The following is a 13,439-nucleotide window of genomic DNA, read 5'->3' as shown; positions in this document are numbered from 1 at the left end:
AAAAGCTATGCTGGAGAGAGTATTCATCGACGTGGATGGAGTAAAGGTCTCTCTCCTCAAAGGGAGGGAGAGGAAAGTTTTTTACATACACAGCTCCGGGAGCGACGCCACTCAGTGGGTAAATCAGTTGACGGCAATCGGGGGTTACGCAATAGACCTCCCCAATCACGGCCAGAGCGACACCGTGGAGGTTAATTCGGTTGACGAATACGCTTATTATGCCAGTGAGAGCTTGAAGAAAACCGTTGGGAAAGCCGTCGTAGTGGGTCATAGCTTAGGTGGGGCTGTAGCTCAAAAATTATATCTTAGAAATCCTGAAATCTGCTTGGCTCTCGTTCTGGTAGGGACTGGAGCGAGGCTGAGGGTTCTTCCTGAGATCTTGGAAGGCCTAAAAAAGGAACCTGAAAAGGCGGTTGACTTAATGTTAAGTATGGCGTTTGCCAGCAAAGGAGAGGAATACGAGAAGAAAAGACGAGAGTTCTTGGATAGAGTTGATGTGCTACACCTCGATCTCAGTTTGTGTGATAGATTTGATTTGCTTGAAGACTACAGGAACGGGAAGTTGAAAATAGGTGTCCCAACTCTCGTAATTGTCGGCGAGGAGGACAAGCTAACGCCGCTGAAGTATCACGAATTTTTTCACAAGCACATTCCAAATTCAGAACTAGTCGTAATACCTGGCGCCAGCCACATGGTAATGCTTGAAAAGCACGTGGAATTCAACGAGGCGCTTGAAAAGTTTCTCAAAAAAGTTGGGGTTTAATTTAGACTAAGCTTTTCCCCACAACTTAACCACAGCAAAATAGCGAAGAGCCTAAACAGCGTCTTTGAATTAAAATCAAATTCACCAAAGTTATTAAAAATAGACTGCCCTCCTATAACCATGGCTGAGGTTTTGATGTACGGGCTATCGACATGTCCGCACTGCAAGAGGACGCTCGAATTTCTGAAAAGAGAGGGTGTTGACTTCGAAGTAATCTGGATTGATAAGCTTGAGGGTGAGGAGAGGAAGAAGGTGATTGAGAAGGTTCACAGCATTTCCGGGAGCTATTCTGTGCCAGTTGTGGTAAAAGGGGATAAGCACGTTCTCGGATATAATGAAGAGAAGCTCAAAGAGCTAATCAGGGGCTGAGGTGGGAGTTTGACGCCAGAAGATTATCTGAAGGTTTTTGAAAGAGTGGCTGAGAAGCGTGGTTGGAGGGTAAACCCGGATAGGGAGCTTTTGCTCGATTTCGCCAAGGCTTTAATTCAGAATAAAGAGCAGTACGGCATCGCAACCTGCCCCTGCAGGCTTGTAACAGGCAAGAAGGAGGTTGACCGTCTCATAATATGCCCCTGCGTTTACGCAGAAGACGACATAAGGGAGTACGGACGTTGCTACTGCGGCCTTTACCTAAGCAGGGAAAAGGAGCCCGCAGACAGCGTTCCCGACAGGCACGCGAAGTACTATCTTGAAGTGTAAAAACAAAAAAGAAAAATTAGAGCTCGAATTTGCCCTGGAACTTCTTGATTACTCCGGCAAGCCTCTGGGCTTCCATTATGTTTCCTTCGATTCTGTACTTGCCCATCATGAAGCCGCTAACCGGGTCTTCCTGTCCCTTGAGCACGGCGAGCCAGAAGTCTGGAGGAGCGACAACCGTAAAGGTCGGGGAGCTGTGAACACCCTCCTTAAATTCGCAGGTTCCGTCTGACTTATACTCAACATAGAACTCCTCGCCATCGAGCTTGTACTGAACGACACCGCTCCAACCGGCCATTTCCTTTTGAATCTCCTCGTTGCTGTTCTGGAGGTCGCACATCTTCTTAATCAATTCCTTTGCCTCACTCATTTACATCACCTCTTTTTGCAACTCATCATGAGGGTCTTTCATATATAAATCTTTTGATTTTTGCCCTAAAAGCTCTTCAACCTTTTTGCAGGAATTTTATGCGTTTTTTAGCGTTTTGAACGTAGAAATAAAAAAATTTAAGTTCTCGTTGAAAAAGCAACGATTATTAATTTTAAATTTTAGATAACTGGTAAAGGCTATAAGCAACAGTGGAGCCTAAACCTTGTGCTTGAAATTCTGATGTCTCTAACGGCTGCCATTTGCTGGGCCTTTAACGGGATAGCTTACAGGAAGGGTGTGAAGGACGTCAGCGCCTTCACGGCAAACTTCCACCGAACGCTCTTCGCCACAGTTTACTTCCTTCCTCTCGCATTGCGCGACTTTCCGGGAGTAGTTATAGACCTTCAAACCGCTCTCGTTCTCGTTATTTCAGCGATGCTCTCGTTCTATATAGGTGATTTGAGCTACTTCGCATCTCTGAAAAGGTCGCCGGTGAGCATAGCCCTTCCGGCCTCCTCGACTTATCCCGTTTACGTTGTTTTGCTATCAACTGTTATTTACGGTGCTGAACTGAGCTTAAATGCTTTGATTTCCGCAATCTTAGTGTTTGTGGCTGTGTACATCATTTACGGATCAGGGGAGAAAGGGGAAACATCAGGGTTGTTTTACGCCCTCCTCGCAGCTTTTTCGTGGGCTCTGGCCATTCTGACTCTCGACTTTCTCACGGACAGACTGCCCGTCTCGATTGTTGCGTTCGTTAGGCTGCTCCTATGCTTGATTCTTCTTAGCTTTACGGCAAAAAAGGATGAGCTTTCAACAGAGATTCGGTTATTTTTCAGGAGTGTTAGGGGGATTTTTCTCCTTTTGGGGATTATGCTTTTCATTACGGCAATAAAAGTGTCGAGCTCTTGGAACGTTGTTCAGCCCTCCTCCACTTCACCGGTTTTTGCGGCAATTTTTGGGGCGATATTTCTGAAAGAAAGGATAAGTTTCAGGCTGGTTGCCGGAATTTTCGTGATTATTCTTGCCATTCTTCTCCTTCTTCTCCCTCCTCTTCAATGAGCTCCCTGGACTCGTAGTCAAGCACTCTCGACTTTCTCTTAAAGAGGTCTTTGATTATTATGATGTCCCCCACTGCCTTAACGACCCTGTACGGGATGATAACCCCCTTTGCATGGGAGTCTATAAGGGCCTTGTTGTAGTCCGATATTGCCAGCCCCCTGATCGATTTTGTGTTCTGGTCGAGAATAACATCTTCAACTCTGCCAACGTACCTTCCCTCATCTGTGAATACCCTCATCCCAAAGAATGTTGTTATTTCGCCGATCATCCCCATGAGAATAGCAGAACGAAAAAATATATTAATTTTTTCAAGCAGTAAAGAGCTTGTACTTGGTTTGAGGATTCTTGATTTCGTATATAATTCTGCTGACGATTAGCTTTTCGGGCCTCTGAATGCCCTTGACTCTCTGGGCTATGTCTTCAAAACTCTCAAAGGGCCTCTTTTTCCTCTCCTCGATTATTGCCCACATCATCTTCTTTCCAACGCCGGGAAGAAGCTCGAGCTGGTGCATTCTCGTTGTTATGGAATCGGCCTTGTTGAAGAAATCCACGTACTTCTTCTCATCCTGCTTTATTATGTGCTCGATAACGTAAGGCAGCTCAGTCTTTGCGGCAGGAGTTAAATCCTCGTATCTCAGCCTTCTCTTGATCTTGTACACTACATCTCTCTCCCCCTTGCCGATGTAAACTCTGTCCATTACCAGGGGCTGCTTACCCTTTCTTATGCTAACCTCGAGAAGTGTAAAGTTTCTCTCCCCAACGACTTGTGCGAGCGGCTCCCTCCTGTGTATTGGCCTTTTATCGTCAGGATGACCGTATGGCATGAAATCAAGTACATAAGCGTAATCCTCAAGTTTTTCCTTACCTTCAGACCTTTCTACTTTTGGCTTCTCCATAGCATCAGCTCCTTTTTCAAAATAGTGCTGTAACTATTTATGTTTTTCTTAAATACGATACTTGTCGATGACGTCCAGAATTTCCTGAATTTGCTCGGGTGTCAGAGTAACTCTTTCCTTAGCGTAAATAATCCTCACTTCGTCAGGTATTCGCGGCATTATATCCGCAAGCTTTACGGCTATCTCCTTGCTGCCCACCTGGGGCAGTTTGACAAGCTCATCAACAAGCTCCTTTGCCTTATCTGCCGGAAGTTTGGCGAAAAGGCGGAGGTGCTTTAAAGCCCTCCTGGTTTCAAACAAAAGCTCGGCCTCCTCCTGCCTTTTTTTGGCTATTTCTTCCATTATTTCTTTCGCTTCAGAAATTGTGATGTATTCAAAATCCCTAACCTCTTTAAACATTTCAACCACTCTGTGGTTTGAGGTGCTCGGGCCTTACAATCAGGGTCTTCATTTTTCCCCCGTCCCTAACCTGCACGAGGTAGGCTCTGCCCCTCTGTCCTATCACGACACCAGTTCTCCCCTGAAATCTTGGATGCGGCATCCCTTTCTGAGATGCGGGCTCGATGTCTATGTGAACTCTCTGGCCAACGTCAAAGGTCTGAAGGAACTTCCTGATTCTCACTCCCTTTTCCCTGACCTTCTTTCTGAGCTTTCTTCCCGATTTGAACCTGAAACCGTGTGACTTCCATCCCATTGTCGATCCCCTTCTCACTGACACCGGAAGTATATTTAAGGCTTTTTGCAAATGGATTAAAGGGTTGGTTACAGTTGAGTTTGGTAGAAGCTTAATACCTTTAGTATAGACGCGGTTAGGGGTAATTTTCCATCGTCAAAGAACTGTGAGTTCGGCAGGAGTTCAAAGCTTAATAAACCCCAAGGCGATTGGGGAGGGTGGACGTGAACTACGCCCTGCTGCAAACACTAACGCTAATGTCAAAGGTAGTTCCGATAATGCTTGTCAGCCTAATACTATCAAACGCCCCCTTTTCCCTCCCCCAGTTCAGCAGGGTTGGTGAGTTCATAAACAACCTCATAAGGTTCTCAAAGCTGAAAAGCGGATTTGCCATAGCGTCATTCTTAATTCACCCGATAGTTGGGATTTCGTCACTATCTGCGATGTACAGGGCAGGAAAACTGAGCTTTAGGGAAACGGCTTGCTCAGCGGCACTTTCTATGCTTCCAAGAGGTTTCAGGGCAGCCCTACTTTTCCTTGCCCCAGTAGCCGTGTCTGTTTTCGGCGTAGAGATAGGACTGCTTTTCGTTTCACTCGACCTCATTTCGAGGCTCGTAGTTTTTCTTTGATAAAGTGTTAAAAAGTGAGATAAAAACTTTGCGAAATTATGTGAACGCACTTGCCCGTTAGTACCGCTCCGTTGAGGAAATATTTATATATAACAAAAAATTAACATAATCTATTGTTGAAAAGGTGGTTGTATGGCCGTAAAGATGAAGTACTGGACAGACGAGGTTGGGGGTGAGAGGGGTAGCCTCAAGGTTGAGCTTAAGCCTTTTGGCTACAGAATCATTCCTTTGACTCAGTGGAAGACGCTGATCGCGATGGATGACGTCGAGGTGAAAAAAGGGGAGCCCGAGATTATTGAGGTAAGACCCTTCACAATTCCCGGGGGGACTATGGTCGGCCCCCTGCACATTATGAGACACGCTCTTGGCACCGTGCTGGATGTCGTCGAATGCGGAATACCGACGAGGGTTGAGGACGAAAAGTGCATCCAGAGAGTGGTTTTTCTCCCTGTTGATGATGGTGTGGTAAGGGAGGGTGATATAGTCGGTGTTCTGAAGGTGTTTTTCATAAAAACGGGCCTAATTTCGAGGCTCTTTAACCTCAAACCGACCAAGGTTGAGCTGAGGGAAGAGATTGTTGAGGCAAACATTACGTGGAGGGACGACGGAAACATTTACAGGGAGAAAATTTCTACGAAAGTTTTTGGGTACACAAGAACACATGTGGGAGTTTGGGAGCCCCTGGTTGCGGACGAAGATGTTGGGGTGAGGGCTGGGGATGTTTTGAGAGTGAAAATCAGAAACGTTGAGTTACCCCCAAACACTGTGGTCGTTCCGCTTTCCATATCCAGAAATCCCTACGGAGTTGTAGTTGACGTTGTGCAGCTTGGAAAACCGAGAAGAGTTGAGGAGCCAAAGAATATTGAGCAGGCTGTATTTCTTGCTGTTGATGATGGGGAAATAAAGAGGGGGGATTTACTGGGTGTTATCAATGTTTACTACGTTGGTTTAAAGAAACTCGAGCCGCTGATTGCAACCAAAGAGCCTCAGGATTTTACCCTGGTTTACAGGAAGGAAGAAAAAATCATTAGAAAGAAGGTGCATCTCCCTCCTTTTGGCTACCATAGGAGCCCTGTAGCGAGGTGGGAAGTTGTCGTCGCAGCAGAGGACAAGGAGCTTACTAAAAACAAGCCAGTTAGAGTTAAAATAAAGAAAATAAAAATTCCAGCAAACACGATCGTCTATCCAATGGAGATCATGCGCCACTCTGATGGAGTGCTCATCGACCTTGTATCTGATTTGCCCTGGAGAGTTGAAGAGGGGGGGAAGGTCGATGAGGCAATCTTTTTACCGCTTTTTGATGGAAAGATAGAAAAAGATGACCTCCTTGGAGTAATCAACCTCTATCAGGTTGAGCTAAGCCCAGTTGAGAAGATAAGGGAGATGTACAACCGCTTTGTTAAGTTATCGGAAGAAGAGCTTATGAAATACGTAGAGGGATTGCAGTAGGGGGGAACATGGAGCGAATCCTTCTCGTTCTCGACGACACCGGTAGGGGAGAGATTGCTTTCCAGAAGCTGAAAAAGCTGGCAGAGGACGGATTGAGGGGGGAGGTTTACATTCTCTATATCAGGGAAATGGAGGTCCCGCCTTTTGTTCCCGAGGAGAAGGAGCTTGCAGCGTATCACCGCTTGATGACACAATCGATGAAGAAGCTGGAGGGGTTCAAGAACCAACTTGAAAAAGCCGGACTGAAAGTTTCTGACGTCAGCGTTGTTTTCGGAAAGTACGCGGACAGATTGCTGCTTGTGGAGAAGCAGATAAAGCCCGATTTGATCGTTGTGGGGTTTAAGGGTGGATTGCTGAAGAGGGTAATCGGGGGGTTTTTCGGCAAAGACCCGTGCGAGGTTCTGCTTAAAAAGTCAAAGGCAAGCTTGCTGATTTGCAGGGGATAGCATGTACTCGGCAGTCTTTATCTTCCTGTTTTCCCTCTTAATAGGAATCCTCGCCCCCCTTTCAGGTGTGGGTGGAGGGGTGATGTTCGTACCTCTGCTCACAGCCTTCTCGGAGTTCGATGTTGACTACATAAGGGGAGGGGGTGTAATAGTTGCCCTGACCAGCGCCCTCGTCTCCTCTCCAGCAGTAATGATGAGGGGTTTCACCAACCTCAGAATGGTTCTTCCACTCGTTTTAGTTTCCAATCTAACGGCCTTTGCTGGTGGTTATCTGGGACTTTACATCTCAAGGGAGTTCCCTGAGGGGAAACACTACATTACACTGCTCCTCGGAATTCTTCTCGGTGTAATACTGATGATAATGCTTACAACCGAGAGGCTGGAGTTTCCCGAAAGTAAGGAGGAGGACAGAATTGGCAGGTTTTTTGAAATGAGGGGTGCTTGCTTTGAGCCGAGTTTAGGGGAGGAAATAAGCTACCACGCCTCCAATACCCCTGTTGCCTTGCTTATGTTCGCCTTCGTCGGTTTAATCGCGGGAATGTTCGGTCTCGGGGCGGGGTGGGCAAACGTTCCGGTTTTGAATCTCGTCATGCTGCTGCCAATAAGGGTGGCAGTTGCCACAAGCATGCTGATAATTCTCCTCAACACCTCAATCGCAGGATGGGTTTACATTGCAAAGGGGGCTGTTTTGCCGGATATTGCAGTTCCCGCAACGGTTGGAATGGCGTTAGGCTCGAAACTTGGCGCATCACTGGCTCTCAAAGTTAGACCCGCGGTTATAAGGCAGGTTGTGCTAATCATCCTCCTCATAGCGGCATCAACCAACATCTATAAGGGGCTGACGGGGGTGTTTGGTTGAGGGAAGACAGACTGTTTGCCAGATTTGTCGAATACAGCTTTTTCGCGGTGTTTGCAGCTTTGATTGTCTCGTATGCCTTGGATAAGCTTTTTGGAACATCTCTTTCGCCTTTGCTGGTCTTCCTCCTTACACTCATTCCCGCCATCGGTTTGATTCTAATTCTCCCGTTCTCTTCCAGAAAAACGGCAATTTTGACAGTAGCTGTGCTCATCGAGATGGCCGTTGCCCTTTACCTTGCTTTCAGATGAGTGTTTATTTCACGACCTCGAAATGAACGACGGTTACGAACTCATCATCCCTTATGTCCCCATATATTCTTTTTAACGCAGAAATCAGCTCTTCTCGGCTTTTGAAACCGTCCCTTATGGCATCCTCATCAGTTAGTTCCCTCACCCTCTTCACTACCACCTTTTTCACCTTCGCCAGAGCGAACCTCTCCCCGTTTGCTGTGAGTTCGACAATTCTTCCGACCGGATAGCTCTTTATCCCCCTCCTTACGGTGGTAATCTTCTCTCCGTTGATTATTCTTTCAACAAACTCCGAATCAAAGTTAATCCTCTCCATAGTACCATCTCCAGACTTTTTTCACGGCATTCAGGAGTGTTCTGTACTTCTTATACCCCTCCCCCGGCAGCTCGGACCAGTGCTTTAGCTGCAGACACTTTCCAATCAAAACCTCTTCCTCAACCTCCTCAAGCTCGTCTCTGTCAGTTCTGGAGTAGTAATATCTTACGAGCGGCCTTATTATGTCCGAAACGTACTCGTAAAGGCTCATGCCCTGGAAGTACTTGCTCATTCTCCTCCTTTCCACCTTTCCGAATCTGGGGGAAGGAATTTCAAAGCTCCTTCTAAGAGACCTGAGCAGAAGAACCGCCGTCTCGGTCTCCAAATCTGAAAGCTCGTCCGCCAGGTATTCAATCAGCCTTCTCGTGAACTCCGAATTGAGCTTCTCAACAACATCCTCTACATCGTACTTCAAAGCCCTTAGAACGATTAAGGTGTGCTCTCCGCTAACCTCGTTCCTCTGAGGTGTTATGTGCACGGGTGTAAAGTGGTTCTTAGCCCAGAAGCGGAGAAGCTCCGGTGAAACTCCGAATCCCGAACCAACCCAGTCCATGTCTCTGCCGTAGGCCCACTCAACTATCTTCGCCAGGGCAAAGCTCCCGATCCCCATATCCATAACAGACGGGTGGGTTGCTATCCTCACCACCCTCGCGCCTACAAGTTTCGGAAACTCGAAGTCCCAGTAGTGCTTCAGCATCAGGTCGGGGATTATCTGTCCTTTCGGCTTGTAGCCTTCTTTTATTTTCTCGATTGTTTCATCGTCGAGGTTCCCTTCAACTGCGATGTGAAGGGAGCAAACGGGTTTGCCGTTCACCGTAACAATGAATGGAAGGTGGTTCGGCATGTCGAGGAGTATTGCCAAATCTGAAGGACGGTTTCGGTAGTGAGCGAGCACGTAGATTCCGAAAAACTCTCTCAGGAGCTTCTCATCGTTCACCAGCGCATCCTTGTCCACCTCCCTGAACTCAAGCTTCCCCTGCTTTATAGCTTCGACATCCTCATCATCGAGCTCTGCCGGCTGAGCGTCAAGTAGTAGCACATCGTAAAGCCACTTCTCTATCGGATCTCCCTTACCGTACCTGATTGGCTCCTCCATGTGGATTCTTTCGATTTCAACCGTCTCGTCACTCTCAAGCCTTTTCAAAAACCTGATGGCAAATCCCCTTCCCGTGCCCTCGTAACCGTGAATTGTCGTGGAGAAAATCATGTACCTGACCCCTTCAGTGATTTTAAGCAACACAGGCACGTCAATCCCTGCAGCCTCATCGACTATGATTACATCCGCAGTGTCTTTCTCCAGCATCGCCCTTCTCGGCACAACGTACTCAACCCTTGCGTACTTGCTGTTGACAACCGTTATCAGGCCGTTTGTCTCCTTTGCGAAGTACTTCGTCATCCCCTGCCTTACCATCGCCTTGAGGAGAAATCTGAAGTAGGTCTGTACCGCCTGAGGGGTTGGAGCCACAACCATAATCCTCACAGGCCTCTTGAGCAGCCTCTCCATCCTTGAAATTATGTAGGGTGTGGCGATGCCCAAAATGGCCGTCTTTCCCCTCCCTCTGTCGGCCGTAATCACAACAGCTTTCCTCTCCCTCTTTCTGTCAAAAAATCGCTCGAAGACCTGCAGAACTCTGACCTGGTCCTGAGTTGCGCAGAGCTTGTATAGCTTCCTCTTGATTTCAATGTCTTCGGGAATTACGATTTCCTCTCTCGAAATTTCCTTCGGCTCAAACTCGTAGTGCTTGATGATTTTTCTTCTGTCCGCATCGAAGATAATTATGCCCTCCGCCTGAAGCGTCCTCCTCATGAACCTCGCAAAAAACCTCCCTGTTACGTCCTCAACTGTGTAGGGCTCGGAAACAAGCTCCTCGTGCCACCTGCTCTTCAGATTCTCCCACTGCTCGATGGGCGGGGAGAAGGCTATGATTATTCCACCCTCCTTGATCGTCTCAACGATTATTCCCAAATCGTTGGGATGAAAACCTTCGGTGAAGTCTATCAAAAGGGAGGAGTAGGTCTGGCCAAGCACCTTCGGCGAGTCCTTGTAGTGCAGAAACTCCCCCTCAAAGTACTTTCGGGTGATATCAAGAAAATCGCTCCTCCCCGCAATGAGGAGGTTGTCCTCGTTCATCCTTTTTCTGTGCTTTTTGTAAATCCTCTTGGCTATTTTAACAACCCTGTCGTTGAGCTCCTTTGAGCATAGAATGACCATAAACCTGTGTCGATTGCTGGCAGCGATTTCCGCCGCCTTTGAAACCTCTTCAAGAAGACTGCGAACGGTCATTGGGCATATTAGGTAAGGAGGGTTAAAAAGCTATGCTGGTGAAACTGGCCAAAGCCAAAAGAAAAAATAATCAAAGACTCCTCTCAAAGACCTTCAGCGCCACCTCCGCAGACTTTCTGTCGTAGATTACAAGCGCGACTTCCTTGACAGCCGAACCCTTGAAGTTCTTCACAGCTTCGAGGAACGTCTCAACAACCTTTTCCAGATCACAGCCGTATATCCCAGCGCTCACAGCAGGGAAGGCTATGGATTCGACGCCCATCTCCTCCGCCTTCTCCAGCGGGCCAAGAAAAGCCTTGTAAAGCTTCTCTTTCAGTTCTTCGCTCCACATGCCGCTGCATATCGGCCCCACGGTGTGGAAAACGTACTTTATTCCCCTCTCCTCGAGGTTCATGGCCGGTGTAACAACGACCTCGCCGTGGTCGATGTAGTCTCTTCCAAACTGCTCTCTCATGGCCTTTTTGCTGATTTCCGTGTAGAGCCCGGCATCTCCTGCACACGCTTTTGCGATGGCATAAGCCACCCCTCCGCCGTGCTCCAGCCTCTTGTTGGCCGCGTTGACAATTGCCTTTGCCGGGTATTGGGTGATGTCCCCCTGAGCGAGCTTCAGAGTGATGTCCCCAACCTTGGCCTCAAAAAGCACCTCCATGATTAAAGTACGCCGTTCCATCAAAAAGGTCTTTCGCTAACAGTTGTAGTGTCTCCTCACCCTTTTCACACCTTCAACTTTCAGCAAGTCCTCTTCACTGCCAGAGTATCTGACGATGTAGTCGTAGTCGTAAAAAACCTCGTGCACCTCCTCGCAAATTTCCTTCAGCTTCTCCAAGGCTTTCTCCCTCTCAAGATGGTTGACCCAAACTTCGAGGTACATGGCTGCCCTAAGCCGCACTCCTTTAAATCTTTTCGATTCTTTTTAAGGTTAATTTTGCATTCGGAATTGAAAAATTCGAAAATCGAGAGAAAGTTTTATAGGAGAGGGAATGAAGTTAATCATATGAAACCTGTTGAGTTGAAAGACGGCGTATTTTGGGTGGGGGCAATCGATTGGGATGAGAGGGATTTTCACAACTTCGTTACGGCAAGGGGGCTGACGTACAACTCCTACCTCATAGTGGATGATAAGGTGGTTCTCGTTGATACGGTAAAGCACAAATTCGTGAAAGAGTCTATGGAAAGGATAAGAAAGCTTGTGGACCCTTCGCAGATAGACTACGTCATCGTTAACCACATTGAGCCGGACCACTCAAGCGGTTTGCCGGACACGATGAGGATTGCGAAGGATGCAACCGTAGTTTGCACGCAGAGAGCAAAGGATGGAATCTGCAAGTACTACGACTGCGACGGCTGGAACATTCAGGTTGTCAAGGGAGGAGACACACTGAAAATCGGAAAGAGGACCTTAACGTTCATAGACATGACCATGCTCCACTGGCCTGACAGCATGGCAACGTACATAAACGAGGACAAAATCTTGCTGTCAAACGATGCCTTCGGGCAGCATGTTGCAAGCGAATACAGGTTTGATGAGGAAATCGGAGTTGAAGAAGCGTTGAAGTGGGCCAAAGTTTACTACGCAAACATTCTCATGCCCCTCGGAGGGCTGATTCAAAAGAAGCTGAAGGAGATAAAGGAGTCGGGGCTTGAGATTGACATAATCGCCCCAAGTCATGGAGTTGTGTGGAAAAATCCCGGAAGGATAATCGAAGCCTACGACCGCTGGTCAAGATTCGAGCCAACAAACAAGGTCGTTATCGTCTTCGATTCGATGTGGCACTCGACGGAGAAGCTTGCGATGGCAATCGCCGAAGGGGCGGGAAGTGAAGGGGCTGACGTCAGAGTGATGCATATCAGGAAGGATTACTGGACTGACATTGTTACCGAGATCCTCGACGCCAAGGCAATTGCTGTTGGCTCACCCACAATCCACAACGGCCTGTTCCCGACAGTTGCCGGCTTTCTCACATACCTTAAGGGCCTGAAGCCACAAAATAAAAAAGCTCTGGCTTTCGGCTCCTACGGCTGGAACGGGAATGCGGTCAAGGAAGTTCAGAAGGTGCTTGAGGAGCTCAAGTTCGAGACCCTCGAACCGTTCATGGTGAAGTTCAAGCCATCCGAAGAGGAGCTGCAGAAGGCTTTCGAGTTAGGAAGGGAGCTGGCACGATGATTGTAGGAATAAGCGGAAGCCCGCGCAGGAAAGCAACGGAGTTCGTTCTCGGCGAAGCTCTGAAAATGCTCGAGGAAAGGGGCTTCGAAACCAAATTTTTTACCGTCAGAGGTAAGAAAATAAGCCCGTGCCAGCACTGCGATTACTGTCTGAAGCATAAGGAGTGCAGAATCAAGGACGACATGTTTGAGCTTTACGAGATGCTGAAAGATGCGAAGGGCATAGTGATGGCCACTCCCGTCTACAACGGCGGTGTTAGTGCGCAGATTAAGGCTGTAATGGACCGCTGCAGGGCTTTGGTGGCTGCGGACTACGACTTTTTCCGGGGAAAGGTTGGGATGGCCATAGCCGTTGGGGGAGACAGAATTGGAGGACAGGAGCTGGCGATACAGCAGATTTTAACCTTTTACATTCTCAACGGAGTTATTCCAGTCAGCGGGGGCTCTTTCGGCGCAAACATCGGGGCAACCTTCTGGAGCAGGGACACGCTTGAAGGTGTTAAAGAGGATGAGGAAGGTTTTAGAAGTCTCAGAAAGACGGTTAAGAGGTTTGCTGAGATGTTAGAAAAGATGGAAGGTGTTTGA

The 13,439-nt window shown here is 47.8% G+C and carries 20 protein-coding genes; 11 read left to right on the top strand and 9 right to left on the bottom strand.

Annotated elements, in window-relative coordinates; translation table 11 throughout:
* The first annotated feature begins 7 nt into the window (after nucleotides 1-7).
* The 3 genes from AF_RS07755 (at nucleotide 8) to AF_RS07745 (ending at nucleotide 1,462) form a co-directional block, all read left to right on the top strand.
* Nucleotides 8-763 carry an alpha/beta fold hydrolase gene (locus tag AF_RS07755; RefSeq protein WP_010879034.1) on the top strand — a complete coding sequence of 252 codons (756 nt, stop codon included), beginning with the start codon at nucleotides 8-10 and terminating at the stop codon, nucleotides 761-763.
* 120 nt (nucleotides 764-883) lie between these two features.
* Nucleotides 884-1,132, top strand: a complete 249-nt coding sequence (locus tag AF_RS07750) for a glutaredoxin family protein (protein WP_010879033.1) — start codon at nucleotides 884-886, stop codon at nucleotides 1,130-1,132.
* Nucleotides 1,133-1,141: 9 nt separating this feature from the next.
* Nucleotides 1,142-1,462, top strand: a complete 321-nt coding sequence (locus AF_RS07745) for a ferredoxin-thioredoxin reductase catalytic domain-containing protein (protein WP_048064406.1) — start codon at nucleotides 1,142-1,144, stop codon at nucleotides 1,460-1,462.
* Nucleotides 1,463-1,478: 16 nt separating this feature from the next.
* Here AF_RS07745 and AF_RS07740 read toward each other — a convergent pair whose 3' ends face one another.
* Nucleotides 1,479-1,829, bottom strand: a complete 351-nt coding sequence (locus AF_RS07740; RefSeq protein ID WP_010879031.1) for an SCP2 sterol-binding domain-containing protein — start codon at nucleotides 1,827-1,829, stop codon at nucleotides 1,479-1,481.
* Nucleotides 1,830-2,054: 225 nt separating this feature from the next.
* Between AF_RS07740 and AF_RS07735 the strand changes: the two genes are divergently transcribed.
* Nucleotides 2,055-2,891, top strand: coding sequence for a DMT family transporter (locus AF_RS07735; RefSeq protein ID WP_010879030.1), 837 nt, complete (start codon nucleotides 2,055-2,057; stop codon nucleotides 2,889-2,891).
* Here the strand turns inward: AF_RS07735 and AF_RS07730 are convergent.
* From AF_RS07730 to AF_RS07715, 4 genes are read right to left on the bottom strand one after another with little or no spacing between them, the layout of a single operon-like run.
* The gene (locus tag AF_RS07730) at nucleotides 2,848-3,165 is read right to left on the bottom strand and encodes a PRC-barrel domain-containing protein (protein ID WP_010879029.1); all 318 of its coding nucleotides are present in this window, start codon (nucleotides 3,163-3,165) and stop codon (nucleotides 2,848-2,850) included. The two genes, AF_RS07735 and AF_RS07730, sit on opposite strands and share 44 nt — an antisense overlap.
* Before the next feature lie 34 nt (nucleotides 3,166-3,199).
* Nucleotides 3,200-3,787, bottom strand: a complete 588-nt coding sequence (locus AF_RS07725; protein WP_010879028.1) for a DUF655 domain-containing protein — start codon at nucleotides 3,785-3,787, stop codon at nucleotides 3,200-3,202.
* Between the two features lie 48 nt (nucleotides 3,788-3,835).
* Nucleotides 3,836-4,186, bottom strand: a complete 351-nt coding sequence (locus AF_RS07720; protein ID WP_048064405.1) for an RNA polymerase Rpb4 — start codon at nucleotides 4,184-4,186, stop codon at nucleotides 3,836-3,838.
* A 1-nt stretch (nucleotide 4,187) separates the two neighbouring features.
* Complete coding sequence (locus AF_RS07715; protein WP_010879026.1) at nucleotides 4,188-4,481, bottom strand: 50S ribosomal protein L21e; 294 nt, start codon at nucleotides 4,479-4,481, stop codon at nucleotides 4,188-4,190.
* Between the two features lie 197 nt (nucleotides 4,482-4,678).
* Here AF_RS07715 and AF_RS07710 point away from each other — a divergent pair, with 197 nt between their 5' ends.
* From AF_RS07710 to AF_RS07690, 5 genes are all read left to right on the top strand, one after another.
* Nucleotides 4,679-5,089: a hypothetical protein gene (locus tag AF_RS07710; protein ID WP_010879025.1), complete on the top strand. Its 411-nt coding sequence runs from the start codon at nucleotides 4,679-4,681 to the stop codon at nucleotides 5,087-5,089.
* A gap of 132 nt (nucleotides 5,090-5,221) precedes the next feature.
* Complete coding sequence (locus AF_RS07705; RefSeq protein ID WP_010879024.1) at nucleotides 5,222-6,538, top strand: DUF22 domain-containing protein; 1,317 nt, start codon at nucleotides 5,222-5,224, stop codon at nucleotides 6,536-6,538.
* A gap of 8 nt (nucleotides 6,539-6,546) precedes the next feature.
* The gene (locus tag AF_RS07700; RefSeq protein WP_010879023.1) at nucleotides 6,547-6,984 is read left to right on the top strand and encodes a universal stress protein; all 438 of its coding nucleotides are present in this window, start codon (nucleotides 6,547-6,549) and stop codon (nucleotides 6,982-6,984) included.
* A gap of 1 nt (nucleotide 6,985) precedes the next feature.
* On the top strand, nucleotides 6,986-7,843 hold the full coding sequence (locus AF_RS07695) for a sulfite exporter TauE/SafE family protein (protein WP_010879022.1): 858 nt from the start codon (nucleotides 6,986-6,988) through the stop codon (nucleotides 7,841-7,843).
* A complete protein-coding gene (locus AF_RS07690; RefSeq protein ID WP_010879021.1) occupies nucleotides 7,840-8,091 on the top strand; it encodes a hypothetical protein in 252 nt (83 codons plus the stop codon). The genes AF_RS07695 and AF_RS07690 overlap by 4 nt, the downstream gene beginning before the upstream one ends.
* 4 nt (nucleotides 8,092-8,095) lie before the next feature.
* Here the strand turns inward: AF_RS07690 and AF_RS07685 are convergent, their stop codons facing one another.
* From AF_RS07685 to AF_RS12905, 4 genes are all read right to left on the bottom strand, one after another.
* Nucleotides 8,096-8,407, bottom strand: a complete 312-nt coding sequence (locus AF_RS07685; RefSeq protein WP_010879020.1) for an ASCH domain-containing protein — start codon at nucleotides 8,405-8,407, stop codon at nucleotides 8,096-8,098.
* Nucleotides 8,394-10,691 carry a tRNA(Met) cytidine acetyltransferase TmcA gene (locus AF_RS07680; RefSeq protein ID WP_010879019.1) on the bottom strand — a complete coding sequence of 766 codons (2,298 nt, stop codon included), beginning with the start codon at nucleotides 10,689-10,691 and terminating at the stop codon, nucleotides 8,394-8,396. Before AF_RS07680 ends, AF_RS07685 begins: the two co-directional genes overlap by 14 nt.
* Nucleotides 10,692-10,761: 70 nt before the next feature.
* Entirely contained in the window at nucleotides 10,762-11,340 is a 579-nt protein-coding gene (locus AF_RS07675; RefSeq protein ID WP_048064404.1) for a [protein ADP-ribosylglutamate] hydrolase, read from the bottom strand.
* A 36-nt stretch (nucleotides 11,341-11,376) separates the two neighbouring features.
* Entirely contained in the window at nucleotides 11,377-11,562 is a 186-nt protein-coding gene (locus AF_RS12905) for a hypothetical protein (protein WP_048064403.1), read from the bottom strand.
* Nucleotides 11,563-11,685: 123 nt separating this feature from the next.
* Here AF_RS12905 and AF_RS07665 point away from each other — a divergent pair, with 123 nt between their 5' ends.
* Nucleotides 11,686-12,855, top strand: coding sequence for an FprA family A-type flavoprotein (locus AF_RS07665; protein WP_048064402.1), 1,170 nt, complete (start codon nucleotides 11,686-11,688; stop codon nucleotides 12,853-12,855).
* Entirely contained in the window at nucleotides 12,852-13,439 is a 588-nt protein-coding gene (locus tag AF_RS07660; RefSeq protein ID WP_010879016.1) for a flavodoxin family protein, read from the top strand. The genes AF_RS07665 and AF_RS07660 overlap by 4 nt, the downstream gene beginning before the upstream one ends.

This window comes from Archaeoglobus fulgidus DSM 4304 (assembly GCF_000008665.1).
Lineage (GTDB): Archaea > Halobacteriota > Archaeoglobi > Archaeoglobales > Archaeoglobaceae > Archaeoglobus > Archaeoglobus fulgidus.
Note: the sequence above shows the minus strand (reverse complement) of the source record. Positions and strands in the feature narration are given on the sequence as shown.

Bases quoted from the DNA above. Each gene is read 5' to 3' on its own strand.
- AF_RS07755 (WP_010879034.1), top strand. From the start codon at position 8: ATGCTGGAGAGAGTATTCATCGACGTGGATGGAGTAAAGGTCTCTCTC.
- AF_RS07750 (WP_010879033.1), top strand. From the start codon at position 884: ATGGCTGAGGTTTTGATGTACGGGCTATCGACATGTCCGCACTGCAAG.
- AF_RS07740 (WP_010879031.1), bottom strand. From the start codon at position 1,829: ATGAGTGAGGCAAAGGAATTGATTAAGAAGATGTGCGACCTCCAGAAC.
- AF_RS07730 (WP_010879029.1), bottom strand. From the start codon at position 3,165: ATGGGGATGATCGGCGAAATAACAACATTCTTTGGGATGAGGGTATTC.
- AF_RS07725 (WP_010879028.1), bottom strand. From the start codon at position 3,787: ATGGAGAAGCCAAAAGTAGAAAGGTCTGAAGGTAAGGAAAAACTTGAG.
- AF_RS07720 (WP_048064405.1), bottom strand. From the start codon at position 4,186: ATGTTTAAAGAGGTTAGGGATTTTGAATACATCACAATTTCTGAAGCG.
- AF_RS07715 (WP_010879026.1), bottom strand. From the start codon at position 4,481: ATGGGATGGAAGTCACACGGTTTCAGGTTCAAATCGGGAAGAAAGCTC.
- AF_RS07705 (WP_010879024.1), top strand. From the start codon at position 5,222: ATGGCCGTAAAGATGAAGTACTGGACAGACGAGGTTGGGGGTGAGAGG.
- AF_RS07700 (WP_010879023.1), top strand. From the start codon at position 6,547: ATGGAGCGAATCCTTCTCGTTCTCGACGACACCGGTAGGGGAGAGATT.
- AF_RS07695 (WP_010879022.1), top strand. From the start codon at position 6,986: ATGTACTCGGCAGTCTTTATCTTCCTGTTTTCCCTCTTAATAGGAATC.
- AF_RS07685 (WP_010879020.1), bottom strand. From the start codon at position 8,407: ATGGAGAGGATTAACTTTGATTCGGAGTTTGTTGAAAGAATAATCAAC.
- AF_RS07680 (WP_010879019.1), bottom strand. From the start codon at position 10,691: ATGACCGTTCGCAGTCTTCTTGAAGAGGTTTCAAAGGCGGCGGAAATC.
- AF_RS07675 (WP_048064404.1), bottom strand. From the start codon at position 11,340: ATGGAGGTGCTTTTTGAGGCCAAGGTTGGGGACATCACTCTGAAGCTC.
- AF_RS12905 (WP_048064403.1), bottom strand. From the start codon at position 11,562: ATGTACCTCGAAGTTTGGGTCAACCATCTTGAGAGGGAGAAAGCCTTG.
- AF_RS07665 (WP_048064402.1), top strand. From the start codon at position 11,686: ATGAAACCTGTTGAGTTGAAAGACGGCGTATTTTGGGTGGGGGCAATC.
- AF_RS07660 (WP_010879016.1), top strand. From the start codon at position 12,852: ATGATTGTAGGAATAAGCGGAAGCCCGCGCAGGAAAGCAACGGAGTTC.